Raw genomic sequence first — 19,933 nt, 5'->3', positions numbered from 1 at the left:
ATCCGATCCTTTCGTCGATGTTGCAAGACGAAACAAGCGCTCGCGAGTTCCAGGTCAATGGCCCTGCAGAGCCATCTTCTCGCGCAGCTTGATCAGTGCGAGCACGACGTCGATGGTGGGTGTCGGTTCAGCAACGAGTCGGCCCATTTCCTGCACGACTGTCAACAGAGGATCGATTTCCATCGGCCGACGGTTCTCGAGATCGACGAGCGTCGATGTCTTGTGCGCACCGACCGCACCCGCGCCATCAATACGCCTTTCCACATCGACGCGAAAGTGCACGCCGAATTGTTCCGCGATTCGTTTCGCTTCGAGCATCATCGTGCGTGATACGGCGCGCGTGCCCGGGTCGCTCGTGAGTACATCGAGCGTTGCATGCGTCAATGCGCTAATCGGGTTGAAGCACAGATTACCCCAGAGCTTGAGCCAGATTTCGTCGCGGATGTTGTCGCGAATCGGCGCTTCGAATCCGGCCGCCTGCATGATCTCGTGCAATTGCTGAATGCGCGGCGTACGCTCGCCACTCGGCTCGCCAATGGGAAACTTCTTGCCGTACACGTGCTTGATCACGCCCGGTTCGACGATTTCCGCCGCCGGGTACAGTACACAGCCGATCGCGCGCTCGGGGCCGAGCTTCGTCCATTGGGAGCCGTCGGGGTCAACGCTCGTGAGGCGAGTGCCGGCAAAGCGCCCTCCGTGTTGATAGAAGTACCAGTATGGGATGCCGTTGACGCCGGTGACGATCGCCGTGTGCTTGCCGAGCAGCGGCTGCATCGTATCGACTACGCCAGGCAGGGAATGCGCCTTGAGCGTGACGATGACGAAGTCCTGGACGCCGAGTTCGGCTGGGTCGGAGGTGCAGCGCACCGGCGCACTGAACGTTTCGCCATCCATGATGAGGCGCGCGCCGTGTTCGCGCATCGCCGCCAGGTGCGGACCGCGCGCAATAAAGCTCACGTCCGCGCCGGCGCGTGCCAATTGCACGCCCATTAAACCGCCGATCGCTCCCGCTCCGAAGATGCAGATCTTCATGATGTCGCTCCGTGACGATGGAAAAGCCTTTCGCCTGACGCCGCGTTGCAGTCCTTCGCGGCCGGTCACGGTTCGAGCATAAGGTGGAGCGACGAACGCAGATAGTTAAAGTTTCTCCGTCGATGTATTAGCTATTCGTTATGGAAAGGGCGCGAGCCTACCTGCCTTATCCGCGCCGAACCAGCAGAAAGCTCACGCCGATCGCCGCCAGAAAGCCGCCGCAGCAGCGATTGAACCAGCGGCGGATCTGCGCGCGCATGAGCCATTTGCCGAGATACATGCCGGCCCACGAATACAACGCAATCGCGACCCATTCGAGGACGAGAAAGCTCGCGCCGAGCGCGGCGAATTGCGGCAGGATCGGCTGCGCGACATCAACGAATTGCGGCAGGAACGCGGTGAAGACCAGAATCGCCTTCGGATTACCCGCGGCCACGAAGAACTCGTGCCGCGCAATTCGCATGAGCGCGGCTTCCTGCGGTTGCGACGTATCGATAGCGGGGGCGTCGCTGCGCCACAACTGGATCGCGAGCCAGATCAGATAAGCGGCGCCCGCGAGTTTGATCGCGAGAAAGATCCATTCGGACGCATGTAGCACGACGGCGAGACCGGTCGCGGCGAGCGCGAGCATCATCGCGAAAGCGAGCAGCCGGCCGCTGCCGCCGACGAACGCCTTCGTGAAGCCATGACGCGCGGCCACGTTGATCGAAAGCAGGTTATTGGGCCCGGGTGCGAGATTGATGGCAAAGCAGGCGGGCAAAAAGAATAGCCAGGCGGTAAGGGACATGACGGTTCGCATTCCGAACGGGAGATCACGATGCGTCGCGCGGCGGATTGCGCGCGATGCGTTAGCCGGATTGTAGCGAAACCGCGCCGCGCGTTGGCTGACCGCGCGTTCAGTTCACGGCCTTGATAAAGCCGGGATCGTCGATCAAGGCATCGACGCTGAGCTTGACCGTGTCGTCGATCGCGATCGTATTGCTGGTGAATTTCGGCGACTTCTTCTTCACGGTGCGCGTCGCCGCGAACATCACTTTCTGGGTCACCGTATCGATGACCACGTAGTGCATTTTCAGCGTCCACAGTGCCGGCGAGCGCGTGTCGTCCACCGTGAATGTTTCGATGCTGCCGCTGAGGACGCGCTTGTCGTCGTCGATACGGAAACCGGCCACTCGCAGGCTATTTGCGACGTCATTGCGCACGATCAGGCCGATATCGTCCTTCAGCACAAGTGCGGTCATGCCGGTATTTTCGATGCGATTCGGCGAGATATGACCGTCGCGCGCGGGCAGATACGCGAAGTCGTGCGCAGGGGCGACGCTGAGCGACCCGGTGCCATGGGTCTTCGCGTGCGTCGCGCTGGCGTGGCTATTGAGGCCGAACCATGACCATGAGCACGCGGACAGCAGCATGGGCAGCAGTACGGCGCCGCAGCCCTTGAGCACGACGGATCTCAACGGCGTAAGCGCGGCAGCGATGCGGGAGAATGCGTCGGTCGAAGTCAGAAGAATTGCCCTTTTCAGCGGAGTCATCTCCGGTGGAGTACAGGATGGTAGCAGCGAACCGGACCGTCGCCCCGCAGGCGGGCTCCGGGGGCCTTGCCCGACCCATCATAACGGACCGCGGTATCGAAGAATATCGGGGCTACGCCCGACACGCTTTCCAGCCAGGCTTGAACCCACGACGATAATCGTTGCAGATGAGAACAATGTGAAGGTGGGTTGCGTGCGCAGCCCGTTCGCGCCGTTGCCGGCGTGTCGCCGCGCAAATCCCGCACCTGAACCGCTCAGAAAAAGCCTGCCTTTCCCTGCGTGATGTCGACCAGCGTTCGCCTGGCGTCGTCGAGGGCATTGGCGGGCACGCGCATCGTCATCTTCACCAGCATGCCGTAGGCGCTGTCCACGAGCGGATAGCCTTCGGCGTCCATCCAGCGGCGTACTTTGGCTTCGTCGGCATAACTGACTTCGACACCCAGCGAAACCTGGGCAATCCTTTCGACGCGCGGCGCGTCGAGTAGCGCGGACGCGATCGCGTCGGTGTATGCGCGCACCAGACCGCCCGCGCCGAGTTTCACACCGCCGTAGTAGCGCACGACGGCCGCGAGCACGCCATCCAGATCGTGATGCCGCAGCACTTCGAGAATCGGCCGGCCCGCGGTGCCGGACGGCTCGCCGTCGTCGGACATGCCGGACTGGCCGCCCGCGAGCAGCGCCCAGCACACATGCGTCGCGGCCGGATGTTCGTCGCGCAGACGCTGCAATGCGGCCATCGCGGCATCGCGATCGGCGACCGGGATCGCATGTGCGATGAAACGGCTCTTGCGAATCTCGAGTTCCGCGCTCAGCGGCGCGGGTAGGGTATAGGTGGGCAAGGTGGAAACGTCGGTCGATGAAAAGAAGCACGCAGCGCGCGGCGCCAAGTCCGTCATGGTAACGGATCGTTCGTGCCTGGATGCGCGCAGAGAAGGTTCGTGCCTTCGTCTACAATGGTCCGCTGAACGCGCACCGCCGGCTTCGATCCTGCGCGTCGCAAGGAGACGACATGCTTGACCTATCCACGTTGGGGACTTTCGTTGCCGTCGTGCTCGGGCTCTTTCTGATTCCAGGCCCGGCCGTGTTGCTGGTTTTGACGCGCACCATGCACGGCGGACGCAAGGCCGGCATTCTGACCGGCCTCGGTATCGCAGCCGGCGATTTCGTTCATACGCTGGGCGCCGCGGTTGGCCTCTCGGCGCTGCTGATGACATCCGCGCTGGCCTTCAATGCGGTCAAATTCGTCGGTGCCGCGTATCTCGTCTACCTGGGCATTCGCGCGCTGCGCGAGAAGCAGGCGAGTGCGCATCTGCCGGTCATCGCGCCGGTGTCAGGTTCGAAAGCGTTCTTGCAGGCGATTCCCGCCGAAGTGCTGAACCCGAAAACGGCGCTGTTTTTCCTCGCGTTTCTGCCGCAATTCGTGCGCCCCGAGCATGGCTCGACGTTTCTGCAGTTCGCGACGCTCGGGCTGATTTTCGTCGCCATGAGCGCGCTGTATACGACGCTGATCGTTTTGACGATGCGACCGTTGGGCAAGCTCGTGAAGCGTTTGACGTGGTTGACCCGCTGGCAGAACAAGCTGATCGGAGTGCTGTTCATTTCGCTCGGCCTGCGGGTGGCCGTGCAGACACGCTGAGTCATCGAGGGAGACAGCGATGAACGATGACGCAGCGTCGACCGGGCGCGCAATCGAGTTCTGGTTCGATTTCGGCAGTAACTACAGCTATCTGAGCATGATGCGTATTGAAGCGTTGGCGGCGGCTCGCAACGTGACGATCGTCTGGCGGCCGTTTCTGCTCGGCCCGGTATTTCGCCAGCTCGGTTTCGAGAACTCGCCCTTCGTACTGCAGAAAGAAAAAGGCGCGTACGTCTGGAAAGACATGGAGCGTCAGTGCCGCAAATACGGCGTTGCACTCACGCGTCCCAGCACGTTTCCGCGCGCGGCCGTTCTCGCGATGCGCGTCGCGGTGCTCGGTGCGAACGAGCCGTGGATCGGTGCCTGGTGCCGCAAGATCATGCAGTTGAACTTCGCCGACGACCGCGACATTGGTTCAATCGATGTCGTCAGCGAAGCGCTCGACTCTCTCGGCCTATCCGCGCAGAGCGTGATCGGCGCGGCGCTAAGCGACGCGAACAAACTGCGCCTGCGCGGGCAGACCGAACTGGCCATCAATCGGGGGATCTTCGGCGCGCCGACGTTTTTTGTCGGCGGCGAGATGTTCTGGGGGAATGACAGGCTGGAGGATGCGTTGGACTACTGCGACGCGATCGCGGTCCGACCTTGAACGTCGAATGAAGCGCTCAATCTGTCTGCTGACAGAAGCGCCGGCCCGGCACATGAGAGACCACGGCCTGGGCGATTTCGAGCGGAGTACTTTCGGCGGGGACGACGCGACGGATCGATTCGGGCATGTGCTTCATCGTCCATTCGACGAGCCGGTAGGAACGGCCCCAGGGCGGTTGCAGCGGATCGGAAACCTTACAGGAATGAATCTGGCGAGTCCATTGATGGTCGGGCATCGCATGCAGGTGTTCGACTACCATCTCTTCAACCATGATTTGCCTCCTTCTTCTCGTGCGCGTGACCGGTTTTCAGCAGCGGTTTTGGCAGACCTGGAGAAAAAGCGCCGCCGATGTTCTGGCGGCTCAACAGGGGATTTGCGACATGCTTGCAGGGAACAATTAAACGAAACTTAAGAAGGCCGATCATTACGCGAACGAACCTCACTACATGTAAGCAAGTGCAAGTGAATGCAAGCGCGGGCCCATCACCCGCCGCGATTTTGCCCTCAAGACCTCGGCAAATCGGCCGTTATCAGTAGAGTTGGGGCGTCGTCCCCGCCACGCCTTCGGGCCCGCCTTGCTGATACCGTGACGAATCTCGCCCAAACGCCGCTTTCCGAGCGCCTTCGCTCGCTCGTCGACACCGTGCAGCACAACGAGCGCACCTTGCGCCGGTTCCAGAACGTCGAGCTGCGTTTGATCGGCGCGCAGGATTTCGCGTCGTTTCTCGATACCTTGTTCAGCCATCTGCCGCAGGAGTTTGCTCTCGCGAACGTGACGCTGTGGCTCGATGACCGCGCGCCGATGCTGTTCGAACTGCTCGAGCCGCTTGCACTGCGCGCGCTCGATTACGCGCAGCTGAAGACCTCGAGAGAAGGCGGTGCAGCCGCGCATTCGCTGTGCGAGGACAACCGGCCGTGGCTCGGCCACCCCGGCGAACTCGACGACGCCGCGCGCCGCGCCTTCTTCGGCGCCGCGCCGGCCTACGTGCCAGCCAGCGCGATCCTGCTGCCGCTCGCCGCGGGCACGAGCGTCAGCGGCTATCTATGCCTCGGCAGCGACGACCCCGCGCGCTTCGGCGCGGGCATGGCCACCGACATTCTCGAGCGCTTCGCGAGCATCGTCGCCGCGAGTCTCGACAACGTCGCACATCGCGAGCGGCTCAAGCAGCTCGGCATGACCGACTCGCTGACCGGCCTCGCGAATCGCCGCTATTTCGACGAGCGCCTGCGTGAAGAGTTGATGCGCGCGATTCGTTATCACGCGCCGGTCGCGTGTCTTTTCATCGATATCGACGATTTCAAGCGCATCAACGATCGCTACGGCCATCAGATCGGCGACCGTGCGCTCGCGGAGGTGGCGGCCTGCGTGCGGCAACAGGTGCGGCTTGGCGACACCGTCGCGCGGTACGGCGGCGAGGAATTCGCCGCGCTGCTGCAAGGCGATCGCGCCGACGCGCTGGTCGTCGCCGAGCGCGTGCGGCTCGCGGTCGAGACGCTCGACGTGCGCGACGAACATGGCGAGCGCATTGCGTTGACCGTGTCGATCGGCGTGGCCGCGCGGGTGGTCGGCGGCACCCCAGCCGAGGCGGTCTCGTCCGGTCAGGCCATGATGGACGAGGCCGATCGGGCGATGTATCAGGCCAAGCGCAATGGCCGCAATCGTATCGAGCCGCGGGTCGAGGCGGGCAGCGAGCCGGGCTGATCGCTCGCAACAGACACAACCCGTTACACTCCGGCCGCATCCGGCGGCACCCCGAGCAGCTGCAACGCGCTGCCCGTCACGCCGCTGAACACCGGCCCAGCGACCGTGCCGCCATAGAACGCCTTGCCGGCCGGGTCGTCGATCATCACGGCGACGATCAGGCGCGGATCGCTCATCGGCGCCATGCCGACGAACAGCGCGCGGTAGCGGTTTTTCGCGTAGCCCGTGCCGATCTGCTTGCGCGCGGTGCCGGTCTTGCCGCCAACGCGATAGCCCGCCACCGTCGCCGCGCGTCCGGTGCCGCCTTCGCCGGTGGCCATTTCGAGCATGTTGCGGATCGCGCGCGCGGTGCCGGGCGTCGTGACCGGCGCGCTGCGATCGGCGAATGACGCGGGGGCGTCCGCATCGAGCGGCTCGCGCAGCAGGCTCACGCGCTGCATCGCGCCGTCGCCGGCATAGGCGGTGTAGACCTGCGCGATCTGCAGCAGAGATACCGACAGCCCGTAGCCATATGCCATGGTCGCCTGCTCGATCGGGCGCCAGCGTTTGTACGGCCGCAGCTTGCCCGCGGCCACGCCCGGGAAGGGCAGCTCGGGCTTCATGCCGAGTCCGTATTGTCGATACTTGGTCCAGATCGTTTCGGCCGACAAGTTGAGCGCGAGCTTCGCGAGCGCGATATTGCTCGACTTCTGCACCGCCTCGGCGACCGTCATCGCGCCGTGATTCGACGTGTCGTGGATCACGGCCGGGCCGATCCGATACCAGCCGGGCGCGGTATCGATGATGCTTTGCGGCCGCACCTTGCCTTCGTCGAGCGACAGCGCCACAACGAGCGGCTTGATCGTCGAGCCCGGTTCGAACGTGTCGATCACCGCGCGGTTGCGCAGTTGCCGGCCGGAGAGGCGCGTGCGGTCGTTCGGATCGAAGCTCGGGTAGTTGGCGAGCGCGAGGATCTCGCCGTTGCGTGCGTCGAGCACGACCACGCTGCCCGCTTCGGCGTGGTGCTGCGCGACCGCGGCTTTGAGTTGCGTGTATGCGAGTTGCTGGATGCGCCGGTCGATGGTCAGCTGGATCGTCGCGCCGTTGCGCGCGGGCACGAGCGGCCGCGTCTCCGAGATCACACGGCCGAGCCGGTCGCGGATCACTTCGCGCTGGCCGGGCACGCCTTGCAACTGCGCGTTGGCAGCGAGCTCGACGCCTTCCTGGCCGTTGTCCTCGATGTCCGTGAAGCCGACCACGTGCGCGGCCGACTCGCCCTCGGGATAGAAGCGTTTGGTGTCGGCGATCTGCGTGATGCCGGCGAGCCTGAGGCGCGACAGATGCGCGGCGGTATCGGCATCGACCTGGCGCTTGAGCAGCACGAAGCTGCGCTCACCGCTCAGGCGCCGGCGCAGTTCCGCGAGCGGTAGATCGAGCAGCCGCGTGAGCGGCGCGACCGCGCTTTCGTCGACGAGCTTCGGCGAGGCCCAGATTTCGTAAGTCGCGAGGCTGACCGCAAGCATCGAACCATTGCGATCGACGATCCGGCCGCGCGTCGCGTCCAGTTCGAGGAGGCGCTGATAGCGCTTCTGCCCCTGGTCGACATAGAACTCCTGATTCACGACCTGCACCCAGAACGCGCGGGCCGCGAGCGTCGCGAACGCGCCGAACACGAGCAGCACGACGAACTTCGAGCGCCACGCGGGAAGGCGCGCGGCGAGCAGCGGGTTCTTCGCGGCGGTGTACGAATCGTGCGACGGCGGTTTTTTCTGGCGGATCATGGGCGGCGGGCAACGAACGTGGTGAACGGGAGCGGGAAGAACCAACGCCGGGCTGATTGTAAATAAAACGTAATTTAAACGCGAGGATTGCGAAAGGCGTGGCGAAAACGAAAAGCCGCGCGGACTTGCAAAATCCGCGCGGCTGTTTCGTTCGATTGATGCGTCGACTCCGACGCGGCGTGTTGAAGAGGCGCTCTTAGCCTGTGGAGCGCCTTCTTTTTTTCGCACCCGTCGCGGGCGCGGTGCGGCAAGCTCAGGCCGGCAACGCGAAACTGGCAATCGCGTCGCGCAACCCGCCGACCTGGTCCTTCAGCGAATGCGCGGCGGCCGCGGCCTGTTCGACCAGCGCCGCATTCTGCTGCGTGACCTGATCCATCTCGCCGACCGCGCGATTGACCTGCTCGATGCCCGCGCTCTGCTCGCGCGACGCGTGGCTGATTTCTTCGAGAATCTCGTTGACGCGCCGCACCGACTGCACGATCTCGCCCATCGTCGCGCCCGCGTTGGCGACCAGCGATGCGCCGGTCTCGACCGTATCGGTCGAGGTTTCGATCAGCGCCTTGATCTCCTTCGCGGCCGTCGCCGAGCGCTGTGCGAGGCTGCGCACTTCGGAGGCGACCACCGCGAAGCCGCGGCCCTGTTCGCCGGCGCGCGCTGCTTCGACGGCGGCGTTCAGCGCGAGGATGTTAGTCTGGAATGCGATGCCGTCGATCACGCCGATGATGTCGCCGATCTGCCGCGAGCTCGCCGTGATCTCGCCCATCGTTCGCACCACGTCGTCGACCACGCGGCTGCCGCGCGTCGCGACGTTCGCGGCGTCGCTCGCGAGTTGCGCGGCCTGGGTTGCGCTGTCGGCGTTCTGCTTCACGTTGACCGTCATCTGATCCATGCTCGACGCGGTTTGTACGAGTGCCGCCGCCTGCTCCTCGGTGCGTTGCGACAGGTCGGTGTTGCCCGCGGCGATTTCGTTCGCGCCGACGTTGATGTTTTCGGTGCCCTGACGCACGCGCGACACCGTGTCGACGAGTCCCGCCTGCATGGTACGCAGTGCATGGAGCAGGCTGCCGTTGTCGTGCGACTCAACCGGCACCGGCGTCGCGAGATTGCCTTGCGCCATCAGCCGCGCGTGCTCGACTGCCACTTCGAGCGTGCCGCCGAGCGAGCGGCGGATGCTGCGCAGCACGACCAGCATCACGACCGTGGAGAGCGCACCGAGCGCAACCGTGATCGCGAGCCAGCGCAGCAGGTTGCGGTAGAACGCGCTTTGCACGTCGTCCATATACATGCCGGTCACGAGGTACCAGTCCCACGGCGCGAAGTGCATCGAGTAGCTGGTCTTCGCGACCGGCTGCTCGCTGCCCGGCTTGGCCCACAGATAGTCGACGAAGCCGCCGCCGTCGTGATTGCCCGCGTTGACGATGTCGACGAACAGATGATTGCCCGCCGGATCGGTGAATTGCGCGAGGTTTTTGCCGATGAGTGCGGGCTTGATCGGATGCATCAGCATGACCGGCTGCGAGTCGTTGATCGACAGGTAGCCGTCCGTGCCGTAGCGCATCGCGCCAAGCGTCGCGAGCGCCTGTTTCTTCGCATCGTCCTCGGATAGCGCATGCTGCTGCGCGAGCGCGTAGTAGTGGCCGACGACGTGGTTCGCCTCGTCGATCAGCGAGCGGAGTTGTTCGCGCCGGTCCGAGATCATCGACGCGCGGCTTTGCCACGCGCCAAAACCACCGATCAGGATCAGGCCGACCCACAGGACAGCAATCATCGACGCCAGTTTTCGGTTCAGAGTCATAGCGAGGGGAATAGGCTTTTGGCCAGTAGGGTCCACTGAATCGTGGTCGGGTGCCGCTCGCTGTGTTTACGGCGCGAAATGGCGCTGATCGAGGCAGGGGAAACCCGTTGTTTCACATCGATATTCGTCTGATTAATTGGCGGATTTATTGAATGTTTTAGCGGTGCCGACGCGCGTGAATTTCGAAAAGGGGTTTTTTCAAATATTCGGGCATTCGCCTCGTCGTCAACGAGCAGCACGCGCGGACCGGCGAGCTTGCGTCGCTCGCGTGCGCGCTCGCCACGCCCGCGCCGCTCGCGGCCCCCTCACACCGGATCCTTATCCGGCGGCCCTTCAGGGCGCTGCGGCTCCTCGACATGATGCCCCGGGGACGGCGGCACGAGCGGGTCGGCTTCCGGGTCACGGTTGGGATCGGCATTGGGGTCGGGAATCGGGCTGGTGTGCATGTCGTAGCTCATTGCGTCACCTTTGCGGTTGAAATGCGCGAGTCAGGCGTGTCCGGCTTTTACCGCCGATGCCCGCCGCCGCGTCGGTTATCTGTTCTCAAGCGTAGGAGTTCGCCGCGCTTCCTGCTCGCTCCTTTTCCCTACTTTCTCGCGCGTTTGCGGCCGACGCTCAGCTGCCAGTAGCGCTCGGTCGCGAACACATCGTCGTAATTGCCGGCCCCGAAAGCGCGCAACTGGCTCGCGTACGCGTTGACTGCTTCGCGCTTCAGATGCGCCTGGCGGTGTACGTCGATCGTGTGGCCGGCGCTCGGGGTTGCCGGCGTCGCAACGATGCCGCGCTGTGCGAGATCGGCAAGCCGCGCCTGGACCACACCCGGCGTGAGCCGGTGAATCGCTTCCTCGTAGCCGAACCAGTTCAGGTGCGTGAGCCGCGGCAGGATTTCGCAGCATGCTTCGAACACCCGCACATGATCGTCCTGATCCAGGCCGAGCGGCATCAGCAGCGTGTTCGCGGTCGTGCGGTAGATCGTTTCCTCCAGCGCGGCCGCCAGCTGGCCGATCGACGGCGAATCGGCGTACTGGCTGTCGCGAAACGGCATGCGCAGCGGAATCGCGTCGAGCACTTCGAGCGCGCGGTTGTCTTCAATCGTGCGTTCGTGGATCGCTTCATGGGCGTTCGCGAAGCCCGCTTTTGCGTCCCACTCCGTGTGCATCTCGTGCTCGGGGGGCGCGGCGAATACGGTGCAGACGGCGGCGTCGGGGTGGGCGGCGAGCAACGCGCCGCAGCTGAAGACGGCGTCGTCGAAATGGGGCGAGACGATGAAAAGGCGTGGGCTGGTTTCGCTCATGGGCTTGCGGGGTTCGAGGCGAGGCGGGCGGGGCGTCGCGGCTGACGAATGCCCAGGCGCCGCACTCGAAAAAACGTGACGTCACCTCAGCTTAGGCGCAATCGGCGCGGCTTGCGCGCGAAACTTGCAGCGCGCAAAGCGCGTGCCTGGGGGCATTGAGCGCATGTTTTTGTGTACTTCGCGAATTCTCCGGCCACCGTCCTCCCGCATCCCTCCGGCGGCTCCCCCGTTCAGGGGATGTTCCCCTCTCTCATGCGCGCCGATCATTCGCCTATCGGGAAGACACTGCGGGACGAGACTGTCAGCCACGCAGCAATGAAGCTGTGTTTGCCCGCCATCCATCCAGTTCAGGACTCAAGGAGATTCAGATGCGGGACAACGCCACGGCCGCTGCGCCCTCGGCCTACGCTTATCCATTGCTGATCAAGCAACTGCTGCACACGCCGTTCGTTCAGGCGCCGGATCAGGAGATCGTGTATCGCGGACAGGTCCGCATGACTTATACGACGCTGCGCGAGCGCATCGCGCGGCTCGCCAATGGGCTGAGCCGGCTCGGCGCGCGGCACGGCAGCACCGTCGCGGTGATGGACTGGGACAGCCACCGTTACCTCGAATGCTATTTCGCCGTGCCGATGATGGGTGCCGTGCTGCAAACGGTCAACGTGCGCCTGTCGCCGGACGAGATCGCGTACACGATCAACCACGCCGGCGCGGAGATCCTGCTCGTCCACACCGATTTTCTGCCGCTTGTCGAAGCGATCAAAGGCCAGCTCGAAACGGTGCGCACCTTCATCTGGATTGACGAGGAGGGCAGCGAAGTCGCTACGCACTCGATTCCGTTTTCGGCGGAATACGAAGCGATGCTCGAAGAAAGCTCGGATCAGTATGAGTTTCCCGACTTCGACGAGAACACGCGCGCCACGACCTTTTATACGACCGGGACGACCGGCCTGCCCAAGGGCGTCTTCTTTTCCCATCGCCAGCTGGTTCTGCACACGCTCACCGGCATGGCGGCGTTGGCGAGCCCCGAATCCGGGCAGCGCTTTCACCGCGGCGACGTCTATATGCCGCTCACGCCGATGTTCCACGTGCACGCCTGGGGCATGCCCTACATCGCCACCGTGCTCGGCGTGAAGCAGGTCTATCCGGGCCGCTATATGCCTGACCGGCTCGTGAAGCTGGTGCGCGACGAAGGCGTGACGTTCTCGCATTGCGTGAGCACGATTCTGCACATGATGCTCGGCTGCGAAGAAGCGCGTTCCGCCGATTTGAGCAAATGGAAGATCGTGATCGGCGGCGGTGCGCTCACGCACGGACTGGCGCGTGCCGCGCTCGGGCGAGGCATCGACATCTTCGCGGGCTACGGTATGTCGGAAACGTGTCCCTTGCTGAGTCTTGCGCAGCTGCCGGCCGGCGCCGAGGCGCTCGACGCCGAAGAGCAGTTGCGCCTGCGCTGCACGACGGGACGGCCGGTCCCGCTCGTCGATCTGCGCATCGTCAATGAAAACATGGAGGAGGCGGCTCACGACGGCAGCGCGTATGGAGAAATCGTCGTGCGCGCACCGTGGCTCACGCAAGGCTATCTGAACAACCCCGAGGCTTCCGTGCAGTTGTGGGGCGGCGGCTACCTGCACACGCAGGACATCGCGACGATCGACCCGACCGGAAGCATCCAGATCACGGACCGGCTCAAGGACGTGATCAAGTCGGGCGGCGAATGGATTTCGTCGCTGGAAATCGAGAGCCTGATCTCGCTGTACCCGGGCGTATCCGAAGTCGCCGTCATCGGTATCAGCGACGAGAAATGGGGCGAGCGGCCGGTCGCGCTGGTGGTGCTCAACGAAGGCGTCGAGGTCAGCGAGGACGACATCAAGCGTCACGTGTTGACGTTCAGTGAGTCGGGACGGATCTCGAAGTATGCGGTGCCGCAGATCGTCAGGTTCATCGACTCGCTCGAAAAGACCAGCGTCGGCAAGCTGAACAAGAAGTGGCTGCGCGCGCAGTTCGCCTGATACGTCACGAGGAACACGGAGGAGCAGAAATGATGAACAGCAATGAATACAGCATGGCCGCGCTCGAGAGCTTCGTCGGTCGCGAACTCGGTGTGTCTAACTGGGTCGTCGTCGATCAGGCGCGCATCGACGCATTCGCGCAATGCACGGGCGACACGCAGTGGATTCACGTCGATGTCGAGCGCGCGAAACGCGAGAGCCCGTTCGGCGGAACCATTGCCCACGGCTATCTGACGCTGTCGCTGCTGGCGGCGCTCGCGATCGAGATTGGCGTGATTCCCAAGGATGCGTCGGCCGGGCTCAACTACGGGCTCGACAAGGTGCGCTTCATGACGCCCGTCAAAGCTGGCGCGCGTGTGCGAAGCCGCGCGACGTTGCTGGCGGTGGAAAGAAAGAGCGGCGGCAGGGTGATCGTCAGGATGGCGAATGAGTTGCAGATCGACGGCGAGGACAAGCCGGCGCTGATCGCCGAGACCCTGGCGATGCTGGTCGCGTGAGCAGACGTGTTTGACAGGACTGGATAAGTCGTTTTGAGGAGCAGGAGAAATGGCGGTAAGCACTGAAAGCATGGAGCGCAGCGAACAGCCGGACGATCTCGCGGCGTCGGCCACGGAGGGCATGTTGGGCCCCAACCCGTTTGTCGGGCTGCGCGCGGTCGACGTTCTCGCCACCGCGCAACAGATCGGCGCGCAGGCCTTGCGGCAACCGGCGCTCGTCGTCGAGCAGGAAGCGAAGCTCGCGCGCGAACTGATCGCGGTACTGAGCGGCAACGGGCAACCCGCGCCGCCGCCGGGAGACAAGCGCTTCGGCGATTCGGCGTGGCAGGAAAATTCGCTGTATCGCATGACGCTGCAAGGCTATTTCGCGTGGCGTGATGCGCTGACCGGGTTCGTCGATCGCTCGGCGCTCGACCCGAAGACCAAGGAGCGCGCGCAGTTCGTACTGTCGTTGTACACGGACGCGTTGTCGCCGACCAACACGCTGCTCGGCAATCCGGCGGCCATCAAGAAGATCGTCGATTCGGGCGGCGCGAGTCTGCTGGGCGGGTTCAAGAACATCGTGACGGATCTGCTGAAGCACCAGGGCATGCCGGCCCAGGTCGACAAGACGGCGTTCGAGGTGGGCAAGAACCTCGGCACGTCGCGCGGCTCCGTGGTGTTTCGCAACGAAGTGCTGGAGTTGATCCAGTACGCGCCGGCGACCACGCAGGTCTACAGCCGTCCGCAGTTGATCGTGCCGCCGCAGATCAACAAGTTCTATGTGTTCGATCTGTCGGAAGGCAAAAGCATCGTCGACTATCTGGTGAAGAACGAGCTGCAGGTCTTCGTGGTGAGCTGGCGCAATCCGACCGCCGCGCAGTCCCACTGGGATCTCGACACCTACGTGGCGGCGCTTCTCGAAGCGATCGCGGCGGTGCGCGATATCACGGGCAGCGACGACGTCAATCTGCACGGCGCGTGTTCCGGCGCGATGACCATCTCGGCCTTGCTCGGGCACCTGGCGAGCCGCGGCGATAAATCGGTGCACGCGGCCTCGTTGATGGTGGCCGTGCTCGACAACACCGCCGATTCGCAGCTCGGTCTGTTCGCGACCCCCGAGGCGATTGCCGCGGCCAAGCAGAACAGCACGTCGCGCGGCGTGCTCGCCGGCGAAGAGATGGGCCGCGTGTTCGCGTGGATGAGACCCAATGATCTCGTGTGGAACTACTGGGTCAACAACTATCTGATGGGCAAGACACCGCCCGCGTTCGACATCCTGTACTGGAACAACGACACGACGCGTTTGCCGGCCAGGCTGCATGGCCAGTTGCTCGACATTTTCATGGGCAACCTGTTCACGAAACCCGGCGCGCTGAGCGTTCTCGATACGCCGATCGACCTGTCCGACGTGACGTGCGACAAGTACGTGGTGGCTGGTATCACCGACCATATCACGCCGTGGAAGGGCGTCTACAACACTGCCCGGCTGTTCGGCGGCCACACCCGGTTCGTGCTGAGTTCGAGCGGTCACATTCAGAGTCTGATCAACCCGCCCGGCAATCCGAAGTCGAAGTTCTACCTCAATGCCGAACTGCCTTCGCAGGCCGACGCGTGGCTGGCGAATGCGCAGGCGCACAAGGATTCGTGGTGGAGCGATTGGCGCGACTGGCTGTCCACGCGCTCCGGCGAGAAACGCGCAGCGCCGGCTGCGCCTGGCAACGAGCGGCATCCGTCGCTCGCCGCATCACCCGGCACCTACGTCATCGAAGCGTGACGCACATAACGTGGCGGCGTCTCTCGCCGCCATCGATTCAACCCGTTTTATTCGGAGAACCAACCATGGAATCAACCCAGAACAACAGTTTTTTTGCTGAATCCCTGAAGCTCGTCAAGCAGTTCAAAGTACCTGCCTTTGACGCTAGCGCTGTGCTGGAATCGCGCCGTAAGGACTTCGAGGCGCTGGCAGCCGCCAACACGACGGCGCTGTCAGGTCTGCAGGCGCTCGGTCAGAAGCAGACGGAGATCGTGAGCGCGGCAATCACCCGACTTCAGTCGCTGGTCGCGCAGCACAATGGCGCAACGGTCAAACCGGCTCCGGCCGCGGCCGCCGGCGAAGCGACGCAGCAGGCGTCGAAAGCGTGGCAGAAGGCGCTGGCCGACGTGCGCGAACTCGCCGAAACGGCGTACCGTGTCCATGCCGACGGCTATGCGGTGATCACGCGCCGCGTCGCCGAGAACGTCGAGGAATTGAAGGCGCTGCTGCAACCTGCCCGTTGAGGCTCGGCTGCGGCAACGGCGTCGTCGGACGCCGATACGACGGCGAATCATGTTGCGGGGAGGTTTTGTACGGATGAAAGAAATGAATACCACGACCGAGTCTGTCAGCAGCATGCAAATCCGGATGATCGATCTGGACGGCCAGTTAGTGCGTGTCGGCGTTCGGCAGGGTAGCGACGCTTCGCCGCCGCTCGTCATCTTCAACGGCATTGGCGCCAATCTGGAACTGGTCGAGCCTTTCGTCGAAGCCCTCGGGGATGTCGGCGTCGTCATTTTCGACATTCCCGGTGTGGGCGGCTCACCGGCGCCTCTCGCGCCGTACCGGTTTTCGACACTCGCGGTGCTGACTGACAAGCTGCTGCGGCGGCTTGGTCACGATGGCCCGGTCGATGTGCTCGGCGTATCGTGGGGCGGCGCGCTCGCGCAGCAGTTCGCGCGGCAATATCCGCAGCGTTGCCGCAGGCTGATTCTCGCCGCGACTTCGCCGGGTGTGCTGATGGTGCCGGCCAAACTCTCCGTGTTAACGAAGCTGATCGGGCCGCGACGTTATACCGATCCCGCCTACCTGCAACGGGTCGGGGCGGAAATCTACGGCGGCGCCTACCGGCGCGATCCGGACCTGCTCAGCGAGCACAGCCGCCATATCCAGCCGCCGCGTGGGCGCGGCTATCTGTATCAACTGATGGCTGCATGGGGCTGGACCAGTCTGCATTGGCTCTGTACGTTGCAACAGACGACGCTCGTCATGCATGGCAACGACGATCCGATCGTGCCGTTGTCCAACGCGAAGATTGTTGCGGCGCGTATTCCCCACGCCGCGCTGTATGTGATCGACGACGGCCATCTGTTCCTGATCACGCGCGCACGGGAAGTCGGGCCGGTCGTGCGCAAGTTCCTTCGCGCGGAGGAAGGTTGAGCTTGCGCCGTATGCGCTGGGCCGCAACCTGTCTGCATGCGGCCTCATTCGCGGTAGCGAGGTGAACGCACGCCGTGTTACCTATGAAGCTAACCGTGGCGCAATAACCCCAACGCTTGCGCGCGGGACACGGCATGCGCGCGTTTGTCGACCTCGAGCTTCAGGAAAATACTCTTCACGTGCGACTTGACCGTCTCCGGCGCAATCCCGAGACTGCGCGCGATTTCCTTGTTCGACTGCCCCTGCGCGATCAAGCCGACAATTTCGCTCTCCCGCGCGCTCAGCGCTTCGCGTTCGGCGTCGCGCTGGGCGTGGCTGCCGGGCTGATAGAGAGCACGCCAGCCGTCGCAAAGACGGTCGATGTAACTTGCTGCGTCCTTCGTTTGTGCGGGGTTGCCCGCAGCGCTGCGAGCCGCGTCGCGCATTGCCTGCAGCAGCGTTCCGATGCCCGCGCCCTGGTCGAGAATCGACTGGTAGATGCCGGCGGGCCCGGCCACTTTGACGACTTCGCCGAACACCTCGATCGCCTCTCGAACCTGGCCCGCGGTCATCCACGCGAGCGCGAGCGTGGTGCGCAAGCGTAGCGCGAGATAGTCGCCGTGACGGCTTTCGGCGCTGCGCCGCGCGGCACTCAGATACTCGACGGCTTCGCGCGTGCGGCTCTGCGCCGTCGCCACGCAGCCGGCGGCGAGTGCGCGATAGATGTCGATTTCCGCGGACACGGGCGTCGACGATTGAGGGTCACGCGCCGCGAGCGCGTCGAGTTGATAAACGCACGCGGCGGCTTCCGTCATTCTTCCTTCGCTGATGTGCAGCCGGGTGCGCTCGACGAGCGCCGCGGCAACGAGGCGCGGCCAGCCTCGCTGGTGGCCGAGGTCTTGCGCGTGGTCGAGCAGCGCGTAGGCGTGCGCGGCGTTCGAGCGCGCAATCGCAATCCGGATCAGCAGACGATACGCGATCAGCACGCTGTCCAGCAGGACAGCCGCATCGACGATCGGCATCAGATCGAGCAGAAGCGCTTCGGCTTCATCGAGGCGGCCCTGCTCGTAGCGGATCTGCGCGAGCATCGGCGCGCACAGCGCGGCGGAGATCGACTGCGGGCCCGAGTAACGCTCGGCCAGATGCATCGACCGGATGAAATACCGCTCGGCCAGCACAAAGTGCAGCTGCTGCATTTCCGCGTGGCCGAGCAGGCACAGCCGGTATGCGGAGGAGAACACGTTGCGCTGGTCGTCCTCGATCGAATAGGGAATCCACGGGGTGGCATAGAGCGCTTCGAGCCGCCCCGCTTTCCAGTGCGCGAAGCGCACGACGTTGGACACGACGTTGGTGGTCCAGGCATCGTCCGATGGTCGATCGAGACAGGCCTGCGCGATCGGCAGCGCGCGTTGCGGGTCGTCCTGCAACGCCGCCAGGACCGCATGGATGGCCTGACACTCCCAGCGCATGCGTGCGGTGTCGGGGCCGGTGTCGATCGCGGTGTCGCGCTCGATCGCATCGAGCATCGTCAGCGCGTCGTCGAAGCGCAATGCCAGCGCCATGCCCCAGGCGATCGCGAGCCTGACCCGCAACTGCCCCCGCATCAGGTGCGCCGGGAACTGGCGCTGCCAGCCGAGCAGCGTGAGCAGATCGCCTTTCGTGACGAGGGTCATCGCGCAGCGGCCCATCAGCGCGATCGCCTCGTCGGTCGCGCCGGCCGCGATCGCGTGGCGCACCGCGTCCGTCCATTGCTCCTGTTGCGTGTACCACTGACACGCGCGCCGATGCACGTCCGCGACTTCGTGGCGGTACTGTGTTTCGAGCCGCTGGCGCAGGTAGTCGCGCATCAGATGGTGATAGCGGAACTCGCGCCCCTCGACGTCCATCGGTTCCAGCAGAAGCTGACGCGCGGCGATCGCCTCCAGCATGCCTTGACTGTCCTCGACGCCCGTCACCGCTTCGCATAGCGATGCGCTCAACCGGTCGAGTATCGAGGTGCGCAACATGAAGTCGACCTTCTGTGGCGGCAGGTGCTTGAGCATGTCTTCGAGGTACGCGGCGAATGGCCTCGATGCGCCCGATGGCGTGGCCGCCCCGGCACCGGGCGAAGGTTCCTCGCGTGCCAGCACCGAGGCCGAAATGCGCAGCGCCGCGGCCCAGCCTTCGGTGCTCGCGTAGAGCGACTTGACGGTGGACGCGCCCATGCCCGGACACTCACGTTCGATGAAGCACTGGGTTTCGTCGAAGTTGAAGCGCAGTGCCGCCGCGTCGATTTCCAGCAGTTCGTTGCTGGCCCGCAGGCGGGCGAGCGGCAGCGCGGAATCGACCCGCGTGCAGACCACCAGATGCACATGCGACGGCATGTGCTCGATGAAGAACGCGACGACATCGTGAATGCTGGGCAGGCTGATCAGGTGATAGTCGTCGAGGAACAGATAGACCTCGTCATCGACTTCGAGAAGTTCATTGATCAGCGTCGCCACGATCGACTGCGCGGGCACGAGGGACGCCTCGGCCGTCAGGCCGATCGCCGACGCGCCGACGTCGCCGCACGCGTGCCGCAAGGCCTGCGCGAGATAGTGGAGGAAACGGGCGGGCTCGTCGTCGTCCGTGTCGAGCGAGAGCCAGGCCACGTGTGCGCCGCTCGCACGCAGCCGCTCGACCCACGCGAGCGCCAGCGACGTCTTGCCGAAGCCCGCGGGCGCCTTGATGACGATGAGCCGTTTGTGTTCGGCCTGGGCGGTCAGCCCGATCAACCGTGGGCGCTCGATCAACCCGGACGGCAAGCGCGGCGGCACGAGCTTCGTGGCCAGAAGCAGAGAGGGTTTGCCTCGCGCTGTGACGTCGATCATTTGCATTGGCGGCTCCGA

Annotated in this window: 19 protein-coding genes; 8 read left to right on the top strand and 11 right to left on the bottom strand. The window is 64.2% G+C overall.

What is annotated here, in order from left to right; genetic code table 11:
- Positions 1–54: 54 nt before the first annotated feature.
- From L0U81_RS24015 to L0U81_RS24000, 4 genes are all read right to left on the bottom strand, one after another.
- Entirely contained in the window at positions 55–1,032 is a 978-nt protein-coding gene (locus tag L0U81_RS24015) for a 2-dehydropantoate 2-reductase (RefSeq protein WP_233806286.1), read from the bottom strand.
- A 166-nt stretch (positions 1,033–1,198) separates the two neighbouring features.
- Positions 1,199–1,819, bottom strand: coding sequence for a LysE family translocator (locus L0U81_RS24010; protein WP_233806284.1), 621 nt, complete (start codon positions 1,817–1,819; stop codon positions 1,199–1,201).
- 109 nt (positions 1,820–1,928) lie between these two features.
- Positions 1,929–2,477 (bottom strand): hypothetical protein, encoded by a 549-nt coding sequence (locus L0U81_RS24005; RefSeq protein ID WP_233807926.1) that lies wholly within the window; start codon positions 2,475–2,477, stop codon positions 1,929–1,931.
- A 341-nt stretch (positions 2,478–2,818) separates the two neighbouring features.
- Complete coding sequence (locus L0U81_RS24000; protein ID WP_233806282.1) at positions 2,819–3,460, bottom strand: IMPACT family protein; 642 nt, start codon at positions 3,458–3,460, stop codon at positions 2,819–2,821.
- A 113-nt stretch (positions 3,461–3,573) separates the two neighbouring features.
- Between L0U81_RS24000 and L0U81_RS23995 the strand changes: the two genes are divergently transcribed.
- Positions 3,574–4,200 carry a LysE family translocator gene (locus L0U81_RS23995; RefSeq protein WP_233806280.1) on the top strand — a complete coding sequence of 209 codons (627 nt, stop codon included), beginning with the start codon at positions 3,574–3,576 and terminating at the stop codon, positions 4,198–4,200.
- Between the two features lie 19 nt (positions 4,201–4,219).
- Positions 4,220–4,849 carry a 2-hydroxychromene-2-carboxylate isomerase gene (locus tag L0U81_RS23990; RefSeq protein ID WP_233806278.1) on the top strand — a complete coding sequence of 210 codons (630 nt, stop codon included), beginning with the start codon at positions 4,220–4,222 and terminating at the stop codon, positions 4,847–4,849.
- Positions 4,850–4,865: 16 nt separating this feature from the next.
- On the opposite strand, the gene L0U81_RS23985 is transcribed toward L0U81_RS23990, so the two are convergent.
- Positions 4,866–5,120, bottom strand: a complete 255-nt coding sequence (locus L0U81_RS23985) for a DUF2866 domain-containing protein (RefSeq protein ID WP_233806277.1) — start codon at positions 5,118–5,120, stop codon at positions 4,866–4,868.
- Entirely contained in the window at positions 5,113–5,274 is a 162-nt protein-coding gene (locus tag L0U81_RS23980) for a hypothetical protein (protein ID WP_233806275.1), read from the bottom strand. Before L0U81_RS23980 ends, L0U81_RS23985 begins: the two co-directional genes overlap by 8 nt.
- Before the next feature lie 161 nt (positions 5,275–5,435).
- On the opposite strand from L0U81_RS23980, the gene L0U81_RS23975 reads away from it, so the two are divergent.
- A complete protein-coding gene (locus L0U81_RS23975; protein ID WP_233806273.1) occupies positions 5,436–6,551 on the top strand; it encodes a GGDEF domain-containing protein in 1,116 nt (371 codons plus the stop codon).
- Positions 6,552–6,574: 23 nt separating this feature from the next.
- Here the strand turns inward: L0U81_RS23975 and L0U81_RS23970 are convergent, their stop codons facing one another.
- The 4 genes from L0U81_RS23970 to L0U81_RS23955 all read right to left on the bottom strand — a co-directional run bounded on the left by L0U81_RS23970 (position 6,575) and on the right by L0U81_RS23955 (position 11,400).
- Positions 6,575–8,311, bottom strand: a complete 1,737-nt coding sequence (locus L0U81_RS23970; protein WP_233806271.1) for a peptidoglycan D,D-transpeptidase FtsI family protein — start codon at positions 8,309–8,311, stop codon at positions 6,575–6,577.
- Positions 8,312–8,564: 253 nt separating this feature from the next.
- Positions 8,565–10,106: a methyl-accepting chemotaxis protein gene (locus L0U81_RS23965; protein ID WP_233806268.1), complete on the bottom strand. Its 1,542-nt coding sequence runs from the start codon at positions 10,104–10,106 to the stop codon at positions 8,565–8,567.
- Between the two features lie 305 nt (positions 10,107–10,411).
- Positions 10,412–10,564 (bottom strand): hypothetical protein, encoded by a 153-nt coding sequence (locus tag L0U81_RS23960; RefSeq protein ID WP_187637037.1) that lies wholly within the window; start codon positions 10,562–10,564, stop codon positions 10,412–10,414.
- Between the two features lie 128 nt (positions 10,565–10,692).
- On the bottom strand, positions 10,693–11,400 hold the full coding sequence (locus L0U81_RS23955; RefSeq protein WP_233806258.1) for a PIG-L deacetylase family protein: 708 nt from the start codon (positions 11,398–11,400) through the stop codon (positions 10,693–10,695).
- A gap of 368 nt (positions 11,401–11,768) precedes the next feature.
- On the opposite strand from L0U81_RS23955, the gene L0U81_RS23950 reads away from it, so the two are divergent.
- The 5 genes from L0U81_RS23950 to phaZ all read left to right on the top strand — a co-directional run bounded on the left by L0U81_RS23950 (position 11,769) and on the right by phaZ (position 17,084).
- The gene (locus L0U81_RS23950) at positions 11,769–13,412 is read left to right on the top strand and encodes a fatty acid--CoA ligase (protein ID WP_233806256.1); all 1,644 of its coding nucleotides are present in this window, start codon (positions 11,769–11,771) and stop codon (positions 13,410–13,412) included.
- A gap of 32 nt (positions 13,413–13,444) precedes the next feature.
- The gene (locus tag L0U81_RS23945) at positions 13,445–13,909 is read left to right on the top strand and encodes a MaoC family dehydratase (protein ID WP_233807925.1); all 465 of its coding nucleotides are present in this window, start codon (positions 13,445–13,447) and stop codon (positions 13,907–13,909) included.
- 49 nt (positions 13,910–13,958) lie between these two features.
- Positions 13,959–15,665, top strand: a complete 1,707-nt coding sequence (locus L0U81_RS23940) for an alpha/beta fold hydrolase (RefSeq protein WP_233806254.1) — start codon at positions 13,959–13,961, stop codon at positions 15,663–15,665.
- 65 nt (positions 15,666–15,730) lie between these two features.
- Positions 15,731–16,168 carry a phasin family protein gene (locus L0U81_RS23935; protein WP_233806252.1) on the top strand — a complete coding sequence of 146 codons (438 nt, stop codon included), beginning with the start codon at positions 15,731–15,733 and terminating at the stop codon, positions 16,166–16,168.
- Positions 16,169–16,250: 82 nt separating this feature from the next.
- Positions 16,251–17,084 carry a poly(3-hydroxyalkanoate) depolymerase gene (gene phaZ, locus L0U81_RS23930; RefSeq protein WP_233806250.1) on the top strand — a complete coding sequence of 278 codons (834 nt, stop codon included), beginning with the start codon at positions 16,251–16,253 and terminating at the stop codon, positions 17,082–17,084.
- Positions 17,085–17,173: 89 nt separating this feature from the next.
- Here phaZ and L0U81_RS23925 read toward each other — a convergent pair whose 3' ends face one another.
- A complete protein-coding gene (locus tag L0U81_RS23925) occupies positions 17,174–19,921 on the bottom strand; it encodes a LuxR C-terminal-related transcriptional regulator (RefSeq protein ID WP_233806248.1) in 2,748 nt (915 codons plus the stop codon).
- Between the last annotated feature and the right edge of the window lie 12 nt (positions 19,922–19,933).

Source organism: Paraburkholderia sp. HP33-1, assembly GCF_021390595.1.
Lineage (GTDB): Bacteria > Pseudomonadota > Gammaproteobacteria > Burkholderiales > Burkholderiaceae > Paraburkholderia.
The sequence above is the reverse complement of the archived record's forward strand: the minus strand, read 5'-3'. Positions and strand labels throughout refer to the sequence as shown.

Excerpts from the sequence above, each read along its gene's own strand:
- L0U81_RS24000 (WP_233806282.1), bottom strand. The coding sequence starts at position 3,460 with ATGACGGACTTGGCGCCGCGCGCTGCGTGCTTCTTTTCATCGACCGAC.
- L0U81_RS23985 (WP_233806277.1), bottom strand. The coding sequence starts at position 5,120 with ATGGTTGAAGAGATGGTAGTCGAACACCTGCATGCGATGCCCGACCAT.
- L0U81_RS23950 (WP_233806256.1), top strand. The coding sequence starts at position 11,769 with ATGCGGGACAACGCCACGGCCGCTGCGCCCTCGGCCTACGCTTATCCA.
- L0U81_RS24015 (WP_233806286.1), bottom strand. The coding sequence starts at position 1,032 with ATGAAGATCTGCATCTTCGGAGCGGGAGCGATCGGCGGTTTAATGGGC.
- L0U81_RS23940 (WP_233806254.1), top strand. The coding sequence starts at position 13,959 with ATGGCGGTAAGCACTGAAAGCATGGAGCGCAGCGAACAGCCGGACGAT.
- L0U81_RS23925 (WP_233806248.1), bottom strand. The coding sequence starts at position 19,921 with ATGCAAATGATCGACGTCACAGCGCGAGGCAAACCCTCTCTGCTTCTG.
- L0U81_RS23960 (WP_187637037.1), bottom strand. The coding sequence starts at position 10,564 with ATGAGCTACGACATGCACACCAGCCCGATTCCCGACCCCAATGCCGAT.
- L0U81_RS23995 (WP_233806280.1), top strand. The coding sequence starts at position 3,574 with ATGCTTGACCTATCCACGTTGGGGACTTTCGTTGCCGTCGTGCTCGGG.
- L0U81_RS23980 (WP_233806275.1), bottom strand. The coding sequence starts at position 5,274 with ATGATCGGCCTTCTTAAGTTTCGTTTAATTGTTCCCTGCAAGCATGTC.
- L0U81_RS23945 (WP_233807925.1), top strand. The coding sequence starts at position 13,445 with ATGAACAGCAATGAATACAGCATGGCCGCGCTCGAGAGCTTCGTCGGT.
- phaZ (WP_233806250.1), top strand. The coding sequence starts at position 16,251 with ATGAATACCACGACCGAGTCTGTCAGCAGCATGCAAATCCGGATGATC.
- L0U81_RS23970 (WP_233806271.1), bottom strand. The coding sequence starts at position 8,311 with ATGATCCGCCAGAAAAAACCGCCGTCGCACGATTCGTACACCGCCGCG.
- L0U81_RS23965 (WP_233806268.1), bottom strand. The coding sequence starts at position 10,106 with ATGACTCTGAACCGAAAACTGGCGTCGATGATTGCTGTCCTGTGGGTC.
- L0U81_RS23935 (WP_233806252.1), top strand. The coding sequence starts at position 15,731 with ATGGAATCAACCCAGAACAACAGTTTTTTTGCTGAATCCCTGAAGCTC.
- L0U81_RS24010 (WP_233806284.1), bottom strand. The coding sequence starts at position 1,819 with ATGTCCCTTACCGCCTGGCTATTCTTTTTGCCCGCCTGCTTTGCCATC.
- L0U81_RS23955 (WP_233806258.1), bottom strand. The coding sequence starts at position 11,400 with ATGAGCGAAACCAGCCCACGCCTTTTCATCGTCTCGCCCCATTTCGAC.
- L0U81_RS23990 (WP_233806278.1), top strand. The coding sequence starts at position 4,220 with ATGAACGATGACGCAGCGTCGACCGGGCGCGCAATCGAGTTCTGGTTC.